This window comes from Mesorhizobium sp. WSM4837, from assembly GCF_055811435.1.
Map to the genome: position 1 here is coordinate 1 of NZ_JBVVQE010000011.1, position 15,360 is coordinate 15,360.

A 15,360-nucleotide genomic window follows, 5' to 3' on the forward strand; every position below is an offset into this window, starting at 1 on the left:
TTCAGATGGATAAAGCCGCGCTTTTCACTCTCCTCGTAGGCGATGTTCATGGCTTCGAATAGCGTCTTGATGCCGTTACTGGCGCTCCACAGTGCGACGGCAAGGCCGAACATGAAGCCGAAGCTGAGCGCGCCAGTCTTCTGAGCGGCCAAGGACGCAAGCTGAGATCTGATAATGTCCAGACCGTCCGAAGGCAGTACGCCGCCAAGGAACGCAATGTGCTCAGCGATGGTCTGAGGATCGGCGACAAAACCGTAGATGGACACGAACGCGGCAAGCGCGGGAAAGAGCGCAAGGAGCAGATAGAATGCGGCCCCGGCCGCGATCAGCATAACACGGTCCTCGTTTACTTCAGCAAAGACCCGCCACAGCACGTCTTTCCAGCCCCGGCTGGGAATCTGTGAGGGCCATTCGGCATCGCGTCCGCGGCCCTCCCGCTCGGCCCGCCGCTCAAGCTGCACTTGATCTTCGTAAGCGTCGTCGGTTGTTTTTTTCGACATGGCTGCCGGCCCGGAGCATCTTCTTCGCGGGCAAACGTATGAAAGCGCCAAAGGATGCAGGTGCAGACCTGCGCCCGCAAACAAACATCCGCCGTCTGCAGAAACACTGCGCCACCCCATGCGACGAGTTCATGTGATAGCGATACTGCCCTGCCCAGGACCTCAGTGGCTGTTCCAGCGACCAATCAGAATAACCAGCTTTCTACCATCTCAGCCAATCGTGGTGGTCGGCTGATTGCGTTTTAACTTTGGCGCGGCCGGCCGGCGGGGATTCTGGGCGTGGGCGGTCGGGAGCTGGTGCCTCTTGGCGTCCAGCCGCTCCAGCATGCAACCGACGATAGCCTGAAAGCCGGGCTCCATGGCCTCTTGGCAATCGATCTCCCGATCCGCGTATTCGCCCTGTCGTCTTGGCGGTCTGATCATCCAGGCGTCCTCATAGATATCCCTCGCCGTCGGACTCGCGTCGCCGGATCAAGCCAGGCGATGCGCCCTCACTATCCAAAGCGAAGCCCATTCGCCTCCTGTGTATTTCAACCAGCTCGCGGTCGCATTCGGGCACGCAGCGGTCGCTGCAACCGACATTCACAACTACCTGTGCGAAAGCGACGGCGAGCGCCCACCACGCGGTTGACCCGCAGACATCACCGCTGGACGTTGTTCCTTGGTCTTCCCCAGCGCGCCAATTCGAAAAACGACCGGACGTCTATTTCGCCGTGGGCATTGTTGGCCGCCAGGGAGCAACCGGATCGGAGGCCAGGCGGTGTCACGATTGGCGGGAGGCATCGTTCTCGCAGAGAATTCTTTTAGGTGGAAGGGCTGGTCTCGCCGCCGGCGACTTTGGCGAGCAGCATCCCCAAGGTCAGGCGCGCTCGTTCATGGCTGCGCCGACAAAAATATTCTCAAGAAGCTCGACAGATACAGACGCCAAGTATCAGAGCAGGATGCGATCCTCGATAGCGAAATGCCTGGCGGAGCGGGAAGTGAATTGAACCAGGGGTTGACCCCACGAAGTCAGAGTGACGTGCAGCGAGACGTCTCAAGGGAACCTTTCCGGCGTTGTGCGCTTGTTGAGCATGCGTTTCACAACCCCGTGAGCGACAACAAAAAACGCTGGAACCAAAAGGAAATCCGCCATGGCGAAAGAAAAGACATTGGATGATCTCTTCCTCGATACGCTCAAAGATATCTATTACGCGGAAAAGAAGATCCTGAAGGCGCTTCCCAAGATGGCGCGCGCCGCCTGATCGGCCGATCTGAAGGCAGCCTTCGAGAAGCACAAGGACGAAACCGACGGTCATGTCGAGCGCCTGCAGCAGGTTTTCGAGCTCCTTGGCAAGCGGGCACAGGGCAAGACGTGTCCCGCGATCGACGGCATCATCGAGGAGGGCGAGGAGATTATGGAGGAGTTCAAGGGAACTCCCGCACTGGACGCCGGTCTGATCTCCGCTGCCCAGGCTGTCGAGCACTACGAGATCACCCGCTATGGCACGCTGAAGCGCTGGGCCGAGGTTTTGGGCATGAGCGACGCCGCCAAGCTGATCGAACAGACGCTCGGCGAAGAGTCTATGACAGACGAGGCGCTCACCGGATTGGCGGACGCCTCGGCCAACGAAATGGCCAAGGCCGCCTGATCACACACCAGCCACCCCAACTGTGTTGGGGTGGCTATTTTACTTCCAACATCCGTCTTTCGATAGGAGGCAATCATGGGTCGTGGCATTCTACTCTGGCTGCTCGGAGTTCCTATTCCGATCATCATCCTTCTCGCGCTGTTCATGCGGTAGGAGGAATCCATGGCATCAACCATCCTGGCGACCGACGGTGCCGCGCCGGTCGAGTCCTCGTCATCCGCAGTCAACTGGGGACCGATCATCGCCGGCGCCTTCGCTGCCTCGACCCTGACGTTCATCCTGATGCTTCTCGGGTCCGGCCTCGGGCTCACGATGGTGTCTCCATGGTCCAACGAAAGCGCCAGCGTCACCACCTTCGCTGTGTCCACTGCGATCTGGCTGGTCATCGTGCAATGGTTGTCATCCGGGCTCGGGGGTTACCTCACCGGGCGCCTTCGCACCAAATGGGTCGGCATTCATACGGACGAGACGTTCTTCCGGGATACCGCGCACGGATTCATGGCCTGGGCGCTGGCGACGCTTCTGGTCGTGTTCGTGCTCGGTTCGGCGCTGTCCGCGGCAATCGGCACCGGCGTCAAGGCGGCCTCGACAGTGGCCTCGGGAGCAGCAATGGGTGCCTCGGCAGGGGCGACCGCAAACGCCGGGAACGACGGAGGCAGCGGCGCGGCGTCGTATTTCGTCGATGCGCTGTTCCGCCCGAACGATCCTTCCAGGCTGGCGGCGCCGGGCGCGGAGGGCGATGCGACAGCAGCCGCACAAGCCTCCCGCATCCTCATTACGAGTGCAGCGGCCGGCGAAGTCTCGGCCGACGACAAGACTTATCTGGGCCAACTCGTGGCCGCTCGCACTGGCTTGTCGCAAGCGGATGCTACTGCCCGGGTTGATGCGGTGCTTGCTCAGGTCGAGGCGGCCAAAGTCCAAGCACAGGAAGCAGCCGACCCAGCTAGAAAAGCCGGCGCCAGCTTCGCGCTGGTTGGCGCGCTTTCTCTCATGATCGGTGCGTTCATCGCCAGCGCAGCGGCAGCGTTAGGCGGCAAGCAGCGCGACCACGAAGAAGACGCGCTCCATCTCACAGCCACTCGAAGCTGAAGACGTCTACTCCAGGCCGACCGAGAGGATCGGCCGGACTCCATTCTCCCGCCGCGTTCCCTTGTTTTTGTGCAACGCAGCAACGATATTGCTGCACGTGCGTTGCACGGATGGCCGTCCATTCCGGGCGTCACAACAGGGACGGCTCCATTGCGAAAAATCTCTGATACCATCGCCCGCCTTGCCGCGCTGCAGGCGCGACTTGCCGCACATCCCGCCGACCTCGGTGCGTCAGACCACCTCCGGACGCTGGCCGACTTCGGTATCAATCCTGGCGGGTTGGAAGCGAAGTTCTACATTCCCAATGACCTATCCAAGGGCACCCCGCTCGTCGTCGTGCTGCATGGCTGCACCCAGAACGCGGCCGGCTATGACCATCATTCCGGCTGGTCCCAACTCGCCGACGAGGCTGGCTTCGCGCTGCTCTTTCCCGAACAGCAACGCGGCAACAATCCGAACCTCTGTTTCAACTGGTTCCAGCCTGGCGACACCAAACGTGGTTCGGGCGAGGCGCTTTCGATTCGCCAGATGATCGAGACGATGGTCGTCACCCACGGTCTCGACCGAAGGCGAATCTTCATCACCGGCCTCTCGGCCGGAGGCGCAATGGCAGCGGCCATGCTTGCGACCTATCCGGAAGTGTTTGCCGGCGGTGCGTTAATTGCCGGCCTGCCCTACGGCAGCGCAACGACAATCCCGGAGGCCTTCGATCGCATGCGCGGCCACGGCGGTCCTTCGGAACAGGATCTGCAACGGGCCCTCCGCGGCGCATCGGATCATCGGGGACCGTGGCCGAGGATTTCGATTTGGCACGGTGCCGCTGACCACACGGTTTCGCCTTCCAACGCGGAAGCGATCGCAGGCCAGTGGCGGGGAGTCCACCGGCTTGAGAAAGCGCCGACGCGTCGGGAAGCTGCCGGACCGCACGCAAAGCAGGTCTGGCGTAACGGGGCGGGAGATGCCTTGATCGAAATCAACATGATCGCCGGGATGGGCCACGGCACGCCGCTCGGCAACGGCCTCGGCGCTCCGGGGCCTTATATGCTTGATGTCGGCATCGCCTCCACACGCGAGATCGCGCAGTTTTGGGGGATCGCGGCAACCGAGGATAGCGCCTCCCGGAAATCGAGGCCGCAATTGCCCGCCAGCCAACGGCAACTACCCCAGTCACCGGCGCCAAGTATACAAAATGCGAAGACGAAGCCCCCGCAGCCGACTACCATCCATCAATCGCGCCAGCCCGGCGTGAAGAAGATCATTGAAGATGCCCTGCGGGCGGCGGGCCTGATGCGCTAGGCGGACGGCGCGAATCGCTCGCCGACTGTCTCGCCGGCCCCGCGAAGGTCAAGCGGCTCCGACCAGGCAAGGGAACGCGTCGTTCTTTGGAATCGGTGACCGCTTTTCATTGAGCGGTCGCCATGCACCTCGTCCAGATCCTGCTTCCCCGCGCGGACAACACCGGTCGCCCATTTGGCTGGGAAGATTTCGACCGTGTGAAGGAAGACCTGGCCAGCCGTTTCGACGGCGTCACAGCCTACCTGCAGGCGCCCGCGGAAGGTTAGTGGCAGGATGGCGAGCAGTCCAGCACAGATGAAATCGTCATCTTCGAAGTGATGGTGGATGATGTCGATCTGCCGGACTGGCGCAAACGGCGCGCCGAGCTAGAACGGCGGTTCCGGTAGGACACGGTGATCGCCCGCTACATGCCAATGGCGCTCGTATAGAGCGCCGATATCATGCCATCAACGTCAATCCGCAAGACCGAGTACGATCCGGAGACAAGGGTTCTCTCGGTGTGGTTCGTCGCGAGCGGCACGCGTTATGACTACGAGGCTGTGCCGCCGGAGACCTATGCGGCGTTCCGAAACGCCTTCGTAAAGGGCCGGTTCTTCAACGACCACTTTCGCGACCGTTGCCGGCACCGCCCCATTGCCGAAGCATAGCGAGCGTTGCCTGCACGCGGAGACTCATGCGCCGGTTTCGGAGTTTGACGCGCCGGCTGGCTTTGATTCCGGGGAGCCCTTGTGGCGTAGGAAAATCGACAGCAGGACCAGGACGGCCGTCGACATGAATTCCGACTGCCAGTTCTGAAAGGACTCGAACCATAGCTGGGCGTCGAGAAGATAGTCTCCCAGGGATTGAACCTCGCCGCCGTGCCAAAGCGCCTCCTCGTTCGCGGCCGCCAGGCTCGCCCACCAATGCAAGGCAAATGAGATGATGAACAGCAGGGCCAGCGCCAAGCCCAGCGAGTATGAATAGAGCCACGACAGGATCGGGTTGCGCCTGCGGGTGGCGGTCGGAAGTTCGTCCTCGGGCCGGTTGGGATCATCGGGATCACGAGACTCGGCGGAACCGCGCTGGAACAGCATTGCAGTCAGCATGACATAGGCCGACATCTGCAGGAATTCGCTTTCCCAGTTCTCGAACAGCGCCGAGAGGAAGTCGCCGCTCGCAAGATAGGAGAGCAGCCCAATCGATGCCGAACCGTGGTTCTGAAGCTCTTCATTGTAGGCCGTATGACCCGACCAGATCATGCCAGTCGCACTGAACAAGAACATCGCCACCAGGGCGATCGTCAGTCCATTGTCCCGGAAAAAGCTTTTCATGGTCGTCTCCCTCGGCAGCTCCGGCTAACGCCAGTTCTCCAGAACCTCTTCGATCATCACCGCCTCGACTTGCTCGCTGAAGCGAGAGCGGTAGAGCTCCAACGGTGCCTCATGCGTCTGGTCAACCGAACTGCAGATGGCATCGGTCGCAAGGACGACACGAAAACCACGGTCGATGGCGCCGAGGACCGTGGCAAGCACGCAGACGTCGGTTTCGCCGCCGGTGATGACCAGCGTGTCGATCCCTGACCCATTGAGCATCGCGTCGAGCCGGCCTTCAGTCCACGGCGAATAGACATGCTTGTCGAGCGTTCTTGCCGGCGGCACGAACCGCGCCAGAGAAGGCATCAGATCGACGAGGCCGGCATCGATGTTGGCAAGGGTGACCTCGGCCCAACGCTGATAATACCGCGCCCACATGCCCGGTCCTTCGCCAGGCCGAGCGGCCGGAACAAAACGTGTGAACAGCGTTTGCTGCGGATGTCTTGCGGTCAATTCCTCGATGACCGGCAGCACGTTTTGCGCCCACGGCACGGCCCAAGGCCCGCCCGGCGCGAACAGGCGCTGCATGTCAACGCAAAGATGTAGGGAATTCTCACCAAGCGGACCGTGTACCAGGCCTAGGGCGGCCATGATCAGCCGCGGCCGCGGTGGGGTGATGCATAGTCTCTATCTGAGCGCGGGCGTAGCCCGGGAGGTCCCGCCGTAGCCTCGCATCTCTGCCAATCCGCCTTTAGCCGTTGCCGGTTCATGGTCTTGTCAGGCGGGCCGCTTGCGCCTCCTGCACGTCGATGGCGTACAGCAGTTCGCCGTTCTCGTCGCGCAGGCGCACGAGCCAACCTGAAAGATCGTCCGTGCCCGGCTAAAGGTCGACCAGAATATCGATAGCGCATCGAACCGCTTCCTCCCGCGCAGCCTCTAAACTTGGCATCCTGGAGGGAAGAACCTGACGGCCGCGTCCGCCGATACTCGAAGATATAGAGCCCGCCGTTTTCGTCATTCGCCGCTGTGACGGCGACTTCGTCAAAATTGCCATTGCTTCGGGCATCATAGTCGTTCACAGCCAAATCGAAGGTCGCGATCTGGACCAGGATCGCCTTCGCTCGATTATTAGCGGCCTCGTTGTTTCCGCCGTCAACGCGTGCCAGGTCGACGGCAACGCAGTCACCGCCTTCGCCGCAGAAGATCACGCGCAGGATGGGCTGTCCGGTCGGGGCGGTTGCCTGGGTAACTTCGGTTCGAATGATCTGCATGAGAAACTCCGTCACCATCGCTAGAGTTTGACGGCCATTTCCCGGCTCCAGAGACGCAGCTTGCGGCAGCCCTCGATAAAACCGGTAATCGCCTTGGGATCATCGAGACCAATCATGCCTTCATCGGCTTCCGGATCGACGCCGGCCTTCTGCAGCAGCGGGACGGCGCCCGACGTGAAGCCGATGAATTTGCAATGAGCAAAAGCGTCGGCAACGAAATCGCGCGCGGCGGCCTCGCCCGTCAGGCGCTCCGCTCCTTCCTCGGAGAGGATCAGCGCTACTGCGTCGAACAGGACCGATGGCCCGCCGTCGATCATGTGCTTTGCAGCGATGAGACTTCCATCCGCCGCCTCGACGCCGCCCACCTTGGGCGCTATGACCTCCATCACTGCGCCTTCCTTCTCGATCGCTGCCTGGAGGTTCTTCAGCAGCGCTGCATCGGCGCCGGGACTGACAAGCACACCGACCTTGCGGCCAGCAAAACTGTCAGGCCCGTTCCGGATGATGCTGAGCGCCGGCGATGGTTCGAGATCGTCCCTCGGCGCGACCGCCGCATCCGCGGGCTTGGGCAATTGCTTCATGCCAAGCTTGTCAGCGACAGTTTCTGCCAAGCCTTCATCAATGTTGAGGAGATGCGACACCATGCGCTCGCGGATAACCGTTGTCTCGACCTTGGAGAGCTCGAAGGACAGCGCCATGGCGATATGCTTCTGCTCAGGCGCGGTCTGACTGTTGAAGAACTGTCGCGCCTGGCTGTAGTGGTCGGCGAAGCTCTCTGCGCGCAGACGGACTTTCTGGCCTTCCTCCGCCTCGGCGAACGACCGGAAACCGTGCTGCGGCGATTCCCGCGGGCCTTCGCCGAATGAATTCGGCTGGTAGTTCACGCGGCCGACCGGATTGCGCATCGCCATGAGGCCATCCTGCTGGAAGTGGTGGAACGGGCATTTGGGTGCGTTGATCGGGATATGGGTGAAATTGGGGCTGCCGAGACGCTTCAGTTGCGTGTCCAGGTAGGAGAAGTTTCGACCCTGCAGCAGGGGATCGTTGGAAAAGTCGACGCCGGGCGGTACGTTCTGCGTCATGAACGCGACCTGCTCGGTTTCGGCGAAGAAATTGTCGGGCATACGATCGAGCACCAAGCGGCCGACCGGGACCGGCGCGAGGATTTCTTCCGGAATGATCTTGGTCGGATCCAGAACGTCGAAGTCAAAACTGTCCGCGAAGTCCTGATCGAAGAGCTGGAGGTTGAGCTCCCATTCCGGGAAATCACCAGACTGGATGGCATTCCAGAGGTCGCGTCGATGAAAATCGGGGTCAGCGCCGTTGATCTTGACCGCTTCGTTCCAAACGACCGACTGCATGCCGAGCTTCGGCTTCCAGATGAATTTGACGAAGGTGGATTCGTCCTTCGCATTGACCAGCCGGAACGTGTGAACGCCGAATCCCTGCATGAACCGGAAGGACCGAGGTATCGCCCGATCCGACATGACCCACATAACCATATGCATCGATTCGGGCGTCAGGCTGATGAAGTCCCAGAAATTGTCGTGTGCCGATTGCGCCTGCGGGAAGGCACGATCAGGCTCCGGCTTCACTGAATGAATGACGTCGGGAAACTTGATTGCGTCCTGAATAAAGAAAACTGGGATGTTGTTGCCGACGAGATCCCAATTGCCTTCGTTGGTGTAGAATTTGACGGCGAACCCACGCACGTCCCGCGCCAGGTCGAACGAGCCTTTCGAACCGGCCACCGTGGAGAACCGCACGAAGGCCGGCGTCTTCTCGCCGGCACGCTGGAAGATATCCGCGCGAGTGTAAGCCGCTAGCGATTCATAGGTCTCGAAGAAGCCGTGCGCGCCATAGCCGCGTGCATGCACGACGCGCTCGGGAATGCGCTCGTGATCGAAATGAAAAATCTTCTCACGGAAGTGGAAGTCTTCGATTAGTGACGGTCCGCGCTGGCCAATCCTTAAAGTATTCTGGTCATCGGCCACTGGGCCGCCTTGGGCGGTCGTCAGGATCTCGCTGTCGCCTTCGGCGATCTGGTGAAGCTCGCCTCCGTTCCCCCGCACGAGCTTTTGATCATGGATCGTCGCGGGCTTGCCCGACGACTGTCTGGTTGTCTTGGCCATGCTTGAATTCCTTGAAAAGGAGGGGGCGGCTTCAGGTCTCCCTCAATGCTGGGACACCCACTTAAGTTCCTGGTGGGTGTCACGTGGCCCGCATTTCGAAGAATAGCACTCGGCTGCCGGAACATCGGGCCCGCGCTCCGCCAGAGGCGCGGGCTTTTTCGTTGTCTGGGGGAACACGATCTCGCGACGATCGTTCGGGTCGCCAACAGAGCGCCATACCGTCAGATCGAGGACAGGAAATGCGGGAAAGACAAGGCTTAACCCATCAAGAAAAATACGATAGGCAGGAGCGCACGTCGGATGCTGCAAGGGCATTAACAGACATTGAGCGCGCAGCACGAGATGCAAAGACTGCTCGGCTGCGAGAGCAACGACTTAAGGCTGAAACCGCTCCTCCTGCTGCATTGGTAGCGAAACCGAAGAAAAACCGACAAGGCAACAACTAAGTAGTCACCCGGATGCGGCGGATTTCGTGTTCCGTTGTGAGCGTCCTTTTTTGAGCGTTCTCCGACATTGTCAAAGGTAAGCAGGTGGCCGTCGAGCGCAGGAAGGTGCGGGCATGAAGGTCTGCGCCGTTTCCCAAGCCGCCGAAGCCAGAACCCGCTCCAGGGGCCACGCCTGAGATTTGCAACGGTGGTCAAGCTGTTGACGGCTCGGCATGTCATCGACCTCGTGGCCCGCATGCACGGCTGCACGTATGCCATGCACGGCTGCACGTATACCGAGATGAGAGGACCGTCGCGTCAGTATAGTATCGTGGCAACGCGAGACGCGGCCATGTGCGCCGTGATGGTGCTGAAGCCGAGCTTGCCTAGGGGGCAGATAGGGTTGCCGTTCAATCGTGATCCGTCGACGGTGCAACATGCGCTCAGGAAGCGGGGATGCTTTGACCGACCCGCGCGTCCAAGCCCTATGTGATGAGCTCGGCATCAAGATTGTCGACCGGCATCGCTATCCGGAGCCGGGAGAGGCGCGCGCGGTCGAGACGCTGGCTCGCATCATACGCCGGCACGGGGAAGGGCACTTGCGCCTGGTGCTTTCGACCTTGGCCGAGACCGACAACAACAAGGGCCAACTAGACGAGGTTCTATTTTGGGCCGCATCCGACATGGTGCGGGCGTGCCCTGAGATACTCGAGCGCCGCGCCGGCGACTGGCTGACGATGTGGGATTGGCAGCCGCTGGCGTAATTTGGCGCCAGAGACTCCCTCGTGCTTAGCTTCTTGATCAGCCGCCGCTGCCTCCAATTCAAGCCGCGCCAAATGGGCTTTGATCTCCTCAGGCTCGGCGTGCTCCAGCCCGACGACATTGTTTCTCGTTTCCTTCAATGCAACGATGATCTCGTCGAGCTTCGCATGGATGGCAGCGGTGTCGCGGTAACCCTGGATCAGTACGACCCCGGTAATCACTATCGCAGCTACAGAAAGCGCATAGGTGATTACGTTTGTGAGCCCGAAAGGAACCATCGCAGTGCACGCTATCATCGCGACGATCAGCACATAAAAACCGGGCGGACGGGATAGAAAGTCGGCGATCACAAAGAGAAATCGGTTCATGCGAATCCCCAATAAACCACGTAATCCCGATTGGGGCGGCATTTCGGGTGATCGTCAATGGCGCAAATCACGCAGCTTGATTGCGCCGCCTCGCCTCTTGCTGGCATCGGCGCTCATTGCGCTTGGCAGCCCAAGAGAAGTCGTCATGTTCCGATGAAAGGATCTTGGCGAACGCGCCGTCGGCGATCCACGAATTCAGGCTGTCCCGTTCGCCCGCATCTTCCGTGATCGTAGCCGAAACATCCCTAATTTCATGATGCAACAGCCTGATTTCGGCGCTGATCGCGATTTGCTGCAAAGCCCGGTTTTTTCTATCCCGTCCGGTGTTCGGGTGGATGCCCTCCACCTTGAAGCACCAGGTGCGGAATGACCTGCCGCCGACCTTGGATCTGGCCCGGGCGAGGACGCTCGGCGTTCCTTCTCATTGCCAACGGCGAGCAGCCATTCGTTGCAGCGCCTCGAGCTCGCTGATCTCTTGTCCCGATGGCAGGGTGCCGATCCGGTTCCAGAACGCCCTTCGCTCCTACGCTAGCGGGTCTGCCTTAGGGTCGAGCTTGTCGCCCACCTCTTTGCACCACCCGAGCTTATCGGTGTATGTGTGAACATAGGGCGGCTGCTGGGCCGGCCGGCCGACATGTTCATGGCTGGCGCGCTCGATCTCGGCCGCGCGGATGAAGCGCTCCGCGATTTCACCGAAGTTCATGGCGCGCCTCTTTTTCCTGGCTGTTCTGCTCCTCGCCGCCGTCCGTCCGGTTGATTGTCACCGTGCACGTAATCAGGGTGTTCCAGTCCGGGCCGTGTTCAATGACGTTATGGAGCTCGGAAATTTCTTCCAAAAAGTGCTCGATCGTGATGGGGCCGTTCTGGTGGTCGTAGACGAGAACAGCTTTCCAGCGCTTGTCGCCATGAAGCGATACGACGTTACTCATGCCGAATTTCTCCTGCGGTCATCGAACAAATCCGGCTGGATGCTCGCGGGCCAAATGCCTTGACCACCCGCTCGTATAGCATACCGACAAATGCAAATATTGGTGGCACGATGCCGCGCAGATCCTGGGCAATGAACTGCAGCTCGCCGAGCGGGCAAACGGCAGCGGGAAGCGCAGAAGCGGAAGGCCGCATGACCCGAGCTGAGATCAAAGCCGAGCTAGAATGGCTGCTGGAGTCGTACGAAAGCCTTAGCGCGTCAGAGGAAGGTGAGCGGGCCGTTGGTGCCGCAGAACGGGCTGAATACGACGAGCAGAGAACCCGCGCCAAAGCGGCCATCTCGGCAGCAAGCATAACCCCCGAGCGAAAGACCGTGGGGCGGGATGGGCAATACGGCTCATCTCGCCTGCGAGTTTGAATAGACGGCGGAAAATCAAACGGAAATCAAAGCATGGCCACCAACCAGCGCGGCGGCCGGCGCACAGGGGCTGGAAGGCCATCAGGAGCGCGCTCGCGGGCAAGGAAGCAGGCCAAGGCCACACTCTCCGATCTCGCCCGCAAACACACCGCTTCGGCTCTGAAGGTATTGAGGGCATCGAGCGGGAGTTCTTTGACCCCGGCGACAGCGGCAACATTTTTGCCCCGGATGCGTCTCGACCATCATAGACGGGCTGCCGCTGATCGGCGCGATGTATGGCCTGCCCGATATTCTGGTCGTCTGATGGCCCGGTTTTATGACGAGATGCATCAGGAGTTCGCGAGCGAGATGCTCGGCGAGTTCAAGCAGGCGTTGTCATGCTAACCAGCACGGTCACAGCGCCGCCAGATCCGTCGACGCCATGGATACCGGGCGAGCCAGTGACGACGGTCTATCCACTCGATGCGGTGATGCGCCGCGTGTCTCAGAAATACGTCGACGGCACCCTCACTGTGGCGACCGACAACCAGATCACTTTCGCAGTACCCTCGATCGTCTCCGCCATGACGGACACACTCGTCATCGACGGCGTCGAGTTGGTCATGAAGGACCTACGGCCGATCCCGCCGGCCGGGACGCCGGTCGCGTATATCGCTTTCGTGGCGGGTTAGCCGCGGAGCGATATCCCAGAAAAGAGCGACGCCAGCGACGACCGCATGTGAGACTTGGCAACAGCGATGTCCCCTTCGAAACCGGAAAAATCGATCTCCATATGATCGAACGTGGACAGTGCCCGCTCTTCCATGTCAGCCAATGCCCGATCTGGGTCATCCGATTGCTCAGCAACCATTGATGCAATTGCCATGAGTGCGATGCGAAGCACCACAAGCTCCGTCGAATGATGGGCCAAGACATCCATACCAGTCTCCTTTTAAGGTCCGGAACGAATGCTCAAACGCCTATCCCCCCGTGATCGTTTCGAACAGCTTGTCTCGACCTATGAGCCGATGCTGCGGACCGCGTTTTTCGAGGCGATCGACGACATCCGCTCCAACATCGTTCTGCGCCGTGTGGTGGAGAGCTTGGAGCGCGGCGACGTCAAGGACGCCATTGCAGCCATGAACCTCGACGAGGCCGCGTTTCGGCCGCTGGAAGAAGCCATCCGGCAGGCCTACAACGGCGGCGGTGTCGCCACGGTCGAACAGATGCCGGCGCTGCGCGATCCGAGCGGCCTTCAGGTCGTTCTTCGTGGGGATGCGCGCAATCTTACGGCTGAGACCTGGTTGCGCGAGCACTCGGCGCAACTGGTCACCAACATTGTTGCTGATCAACAAGTTGCGATCCGTGCCGCTTTTTCTAAGGGCCTTGCCCGTGGCGCCAATCCAACGAGGGCCGCATTGGAGGTAGTAGGCCGCGTCAACAGGGTGACTGGCCGCGGAGGAGGTAGGGTGATCGGGCTCACCACAGTTCAGAGCGACTATGTTGCCCGAGCCCGCGATGAACTGCTTTCCGGCGAGCCCGACCAGTTGCGGGCCTATCTGAATCGGAAGCGACGCGACAAACGTTTCGACCGCACGATCACAGCTGCGATCCGAGATGGTAAACCAATCCCTACCAACTTGGTGGCGCGGATCATTGGCCGATATTCCGACAGCCTTTTGAAGCTCCGCGCCGACACGATTGGACTGCACGAGACGTTTGCCCCGCTTGGAGCTTCGAAAGACATCGCATTTCAGCAGGCGATCGCCAAGGGCGCGGTGAGGGCGGAAGCCATCACGAAGAGCTGGAAACACACGCCGCAGGATCATCCTCGCGTTCAGAGGGTGGTCGATGCCGATAATTCTCGCTTGGACCGGTTCATAGTCATCGTCTTCGTCCGCCATCGTCCCTCCGTATCGGACAGCGGCGCTCGGAATTCACAACGATGCAACCACTGCCTTGTCTTCGCGTTTAGCCGCCTTCAATCCTGGCGAGCGACAAAGATGCCGGCGTTTATTCCGATTACAATCTACCTGAATGACAGATCGATGCTGATTGCGTCGATCCCCGATGCTGAGACGGCGCTTCAGCAACCATGGCCATTCATGGACAAGCCATCCCGACTTGAAGCAATTCGAATGATCGAGGAATGCCTGGCTGGACACTGCACCCAACAAGCCGCGTTCGATGCCTTCAAGGCGGCCGCAAGTGAACAGGGGCTTCTTAAGCGAAAGCCTCCAAGCATAGGCCTCAGGAAATTCGACGGGGTTGCCGAAGACCTGCTGTGAGGTGATGCTGCCTCGCGACCTTAAACCGCTGACAGGCCTCCTGAGCGGACTTGGTCAGCCGCACGGACCACCCGCCAAATCGAGGAATGGCGGGTGGTCCTTTATCAGCGCAGGAAGGGACTTAGCTGCGCAGATCTCAGTTCGTCGCTCCGTCCAATCGTCAAGTCCGGTCGTTCCTAGAACGATCCCTAACTAACGATTATTCCAATCGCAAGGAATGTGATCGAAACTGTGAAGACCGGAGCGAGTAACCAGCGAGCTTGGTGGACACTATTTTCCATGGGCTCCTTCCCGCGAACTTGCAGGGATCAACGACTATGCGCAGCGGCGGTTCCGGGTGGCGCTATGTCCGGCCTATTATGCCAAAACAGGCGAGACCTAGGTCCTGTCGTGCATCAGCCTGAGGGACTTTTGGGGAACAAATGCAGCTGGCTGGGGTTTGTTAAGTCTGGCGCGAAGACGCGTTCAGCGGAACAGAGCTACACAAAGGAGGCACTTATGAGAATGCATCTTTCCACTGCAGCCGCGGGATTTCTGCTGCTGGCGGGCCTCGGTGCCGCTGCCGCTCAGGACGTAGTCATCGAGCCTGAACAGGAGACGGTCATTAGGGAATACGTGAAAAAGCAGCCGCTCGCATCGGTGAAAATCCCTGGAGTGGAGCTCAATATCGGCTCAACCCTGCCCGAGACTGTCGAACTTCATGAAGTCCCCAACACCAAATACCGCACCGTTGTCGTCGACAACCGGACCGTTGTCGTTGACCCAGGCACACGCAAGATCATCAAGATCATCGAATGACGTAAGCGACTGGGAGGACCGCCCGCCGTGCCGAAAGGGTGCGGCGGGCTTTTCTCTTTCTGGAGGAACGCGATCTGGGGACAATGGTTCGGGTTGCCAACAAGGCGCCGTATCGCCGGATGAGGACAAGCCCGTGCCTTCGTTGTTGGTCCGATTGCCCCAGCGCTACGACACAGAGAAGACA

The 15,360-nt window shown here is 60.2% G+C and carries 17 protein-coding genes and 2 pseudogenes; 9 read left to right on the plus strand and 10 right to left on the minus strand.

Annotated elements, in window-relative coordinates; translation table 11 throughout:
- Both AC0L3D_RS08465 and AC0L3D_RS08470 read right to left on the minus strand, forming a co-directional pair.
- The coding region (locus AC0L3D_RS08465; RefSeq protein WP_473643890.1) for a YihY/virulence factor BrkB family protein at nucleotides 1-500 on the minus strand (500 nt) is incomplete at its 3' end.
- A gap of 210 nt (nucleotides 501-710) precedes the next feature.
- Nucleotides 711-923 carry a hypothetical protein gene (locus tag AC0L3D_RS08470; protein WP_023803175.1) on the minus strand — a complete coding sequence of 71 codons (213 nt, stop codon included), beginning with the start codon at nucleotides 921-923 and terminating at the stop codon, nucleotides 711-713.
- Between the two features lie 710 nt (nucleotides 924-1,633).
- On the opposite strand from AC0L3D_RS08470, the pseudogene AC0L3D_RS08475 reads away from it, so the two are divergent.
- The 5 genes and pseudogenes from AC0L3D_RS08475 (at nucleotide 1,634) to AC0L3D_RS08495 (ending at nucleotide 5,163) form a co-directional block, all read left to right on the plus strand.
- Nucleotides 1,634-2,131: pseudogene (locus AC0L3D_RS08475) on the plus strand (YciE/YciF ferroxidase family protein).
- A gap of 162 nt (nucleotides 2,132-2,293) precedes the next feature.
- A complete protein-coding gene (locus tag AC0L3D_RS08480; protein ID WP_473629770.1) occupies nucleotides 2,294-3,220 on the plus strand; it encodes a hypothetical protein in 927 nt (308 codons plus the stop codon).
- Between the two features lie 150 nt (nucleotides 3,221-3,370).
- Complete coding sequence (locus AC0L3D_RS08485) at nucleotides 3,371-4,516, plus strand: extracellular catalytic domain type 1 short-chain-length polyhydroxyalkanoate depolymerase (protein ID WP_473643956.1); 1,146 nt, start codon at nucleotides 3,371-3,373, stop codon at nucleotides 4,514-4,516.
- 122 nt (nucleotides 4,517-4,638) lie between these two features.
- Nucleotides 4,639-4,782, plus strand: a complete 144-nt coding sequence (locus tag AC0L3D_RS08490; protein WP_473629771.1) for a hypothetical protein — start codon at nucleotides 4,639-4,641, stop codon at nucleotides 4,780-4,782.
- Nucleotides 4,783-4,956: 174 nt separating this feature from the next.
- Nucleotides 4,957-5,163, plus strand: coding sequence for a KTSC domain-containing protein (locus AC0L3D_RS08495; protein WP_287066081.1), 207 nt, complete (start codon nucleotides 4,957-4,959; stop codon nucleotides 5,161-5,163).
- 24 nt (nucleotides 5,164-5,187) lie between these two features.
- On the opposite strand, the gene AC0L3D_RS08500 is transcribed toward AC0L3D_RS08495, so the two are convergent.
- The 7 genes and pseudogenes from AC0L3D_RS08500 to AC0L3D_RS08530 form a co-directional block, all read right to left on the minus strand.
- Nucleotides 5,188-5,826 carry a DUF6766 family protein gene (locus AC0L3D_RS08500; RefSeq protein ID WP_473629773.1) on the minus strand — a complete coding sequence of 213 codons (639 nt, stop codon included), beginning with the start codon at nucleotides 5,824-5,826 and terminating at the stop codon, nucleotides 5,188-5,190.
- 24 nt (nucleotides 5,827-5,850) lie between these two features.
- Nucleotides 5,851-6,459 (minus strand): cysteine hydrolase family protein, encoded by a 609-nt coding sequence (locus AC0L3D_RS08505; protein ID WP_473643892.1) that lies wholly within the window; start codon nucleotides 6,457-6,459, stop codon nucleotides 5,851-5,853.
- Between the two features lie 640 nt (nucleotides 6,460-7,099).
- Nucleotides 7,100-9,211: a catalase gene (katE, locus tag AC0L3D_RS08510; RefSeq protein WP_287229628.1), complete on the minus strand. Its 2,112-nt coding sequence runs from the start codon at nucleotides 9,209-9,211 to the stop codon at nucleotides 7,100-7,102.
- Between the two features lie 1,216 nt (nucleotides 9,212-10,427).
- A pseudogene (locus AC0L3D_RS08515) lies at nucleotides 10,428-10,766 on the minus strand (low affinity iron permease family protein); the annotation flags it as partial.
- Between the two features lie 67 nt (nucleotides 10,767-10,833).
- Entirely contained in the window at nucleotides 10,834-11,112 is a 279-nt protein-coding gene (locus AC0L3D_RS08520) for a hypothetical protein (protein WP_473629774.1), read from the minus strand.
- 177 nt (nucleotides 11,113-11,289) lie between these two features.
- The gene (locus tag AC0L3D_RS08525) at nucleotides 11,290-11,469 is read right to left on the minus strand and encodes a hypothetical protein (RefSeq protein ID WP_473629775.1); all 180 of its coding nucleotides are present in this window, start codon (nucleotides 11,467-11,469) and stop codon (nucleotides 11,290-11,292) included.
- Nucleotides 11,456-11,695: a hypothetical protein gene (locus AC0L3D_RS08530; protein WP_473629776.1), complete on the minus strand. Its 240-nt coding sequence runs from the start codon at nucleotides 11,693-11,695 to the stop codon at nucleotides 11,456-11,458. The genes AC0L3D_RS08525 and AC0L3D_RS08530 overlap by 14 nt, the downstream gene beginning before the upstream one ends.
- A gap of 449 nt (nucleotides 11,696-12,144) precedes the next feature.
- Between AC0L3D_RS08530 and AC0L3D_RS08535 the strand changes: the two genes are divergently transcribed.
- Nucleotides 12,145-12,495, plus strand: a complete 351-nt coding sequence (locus AC0L3D_RS08535) for a hypothetical protein (RefSeq protein WP_473643894.1) — start codon at nucleotides 12,145-12,147, stop codon at nucleotides 12,493-12,495.
- Nucleotides 12,489-12,782: a hypothetical protein gene (locus AC0L3D_RS08540; protein ID WP_473643896.1), complete on the plus strand. Its 294-nt coding sequence runs from the start codon at nucleotides 12,489-12,491 to the stop codon at nucleotides 12,780-12,782. Before AC0L3D_RS08535 ends, AC0L3D_RS08540 begins: the two co-directional genes overlap by 7 nt.
- On the opposite strand, the gene AC0L3D_RS08545 is transcribed toward AC0L3D_RS08540, so the two are convergent.
- Nucleotides 12,779-13,030: a hypothetical protein gene (locus tag AC0L3D_RS08545; protein ID WP_023803162.1), complete on the minus strand. Its 252-nt coding sequence runs from the start codon at nucleotides 13,028-13,030 to the stop codon at nucleotides 12,779-12,781. The genes AC0L3D_RS08540 and AC0L3D_RS08545 overlap by 4 nt on opposite strands.
- Nucleotides 13,031-13,118: 88 nt before the next feature.
- Between AC0L3D_RS08545 and AC0L3D_RS08550 the strand changes: the two genes are divergently transcribed.
- Together AC0L3D_RS08550 and AC0L3D_RS08555 are read left to right on the plus strand one after the other, a co-directional pair.
- Nucleotides 13,119-14,378, plus strand: a complete 1,260-nt coding sequence (locus AC0L3D_RS08550) for a DUF982 domain-containing protein (RefSeq protein ID WP_287257733.1) — start codon at nucleotides 13,119-13,121, stop codon at nucleotides 14,376-14,378.
- Between the two features lie 498 nt (nucleotides 14,379-14,876).
- Nucleotides 14,877-15,176, plus strand: a complete 300-nt coding sequence (locus tag AC0L3D_RS08555; RefSeq protein WP_023803161.1) for a DUF1236 domain-containing protein — start codon at nucleotides 14,877-14,879, stop codon at nucleotides 15,174-15,176.
- Nucleotides 15,177-15,360 lie beyond the last annotated feature (184 nt).

Excerpts from the sequence above, each read along its gene's own strand:
- AC0L3D_RS08470 (WP_023803175.1), bottom strand. The coding sequence starts at position 923 with ATGATCAGACCGCCAAGACGACAGGGCGAATACGCGGATCGGGAGATC.
- AC0L3D_RS08480 (WP_473629770.1), top strand. The coding sequence starts at position 2,294 with ATGGCATCAACCATCCTGGCGACCGACGGTGCCGCGCCGGTCGAGTCC.
- AC0L3D_RS08490 (WP_473629771.1), top strand. The coding sequence starts at position 4,639 with ATGCACCTCGTCCAGATCCTGCTTCCCCGCGCGGACAACACCGGTCGC.
- AC0L3D_RS08495 (WP_287066081.1), top strand. The coding sequence starts at position 4,957 with ATGCCATCAACGTCAATCCGCAAGACCGAGTACGATCCGGAGACAAGG.
- AC0L3D_RS08500 (WP_473629773.1), bottom strand. The coding sequence starts at position 5,826 with ATGAAAAGCTTTTTCCGGGACAATGGACTGACGATCGCCCTGGTGGCG.
- AC0L3D_RS08505 (WP_473643892.1), bottom strand. The coding sequence starts at position 6,459 with ATGGCCGCCCTAGGCCTGGTACACGGTCCGCTTGGTGAGAATTCCCTA.
- katE (WP_287229628.1), bottom strand. The coding sequence starts at position 9,211 with ATGGCCAAGACAACCAGACAGTCGTCGGGCAAGCCCGCGACGATCCAT.
- AC0L3D_RS08525 (WP_473629775.1), bottom strand. The coding sequence starts at position 11,469 with ATGAACTTCGGTGAAATCGCGGAGCGCTTCATCCGCGCGGCCGAGATC.
- AC0L3D_RS08530 (WP_473629776.1), bottom strand. The coding sequence starts at position 11,695 with ATGAGTAACGTCGTATCGCTTCATGGCGACAAGCGCTGGAAAGCTGTT.
- AC0L3D_RS08535 (WP_473643894.1), top strand. The coding sequence starts at position 12,145 with ATGGCCACCAACCAGCGCGGCGGCCGGCGCACAGGGGCTGGAAGGCCA.
- AC0L3D_RS08540 (WP_473643896.1), top strand. The coding sequence starts at position 12,489 with ATGCTAACCAGCACGGTCACAGCGCCGCCAGATCCGTCGACGCCATGG.
- AC0L3D_RS08545 (WP_023803162.1), bottom strand. The coding sequence starts at position 13,030 with ATGGATGTCTTGGCCCATCATTCGACGGAGCTTGTGGTGCTTCGCATC.
- AC0L3D_RS08550 (WP_287257733.1), top strand. The coding sequence starts at position 13,119 with ATGCTGCGGACCGCGTTTTTCGAGGCGATCGACGACATCCGCTCCAAC.
- AC0L3D_RS08555 (WP_023803161.1), top strand. The coding sequence starts at position 14,877 with ATGAGAATGCATCTTTCCACTGCAGCCGCGGGATTTCTGCTGCTGGCG.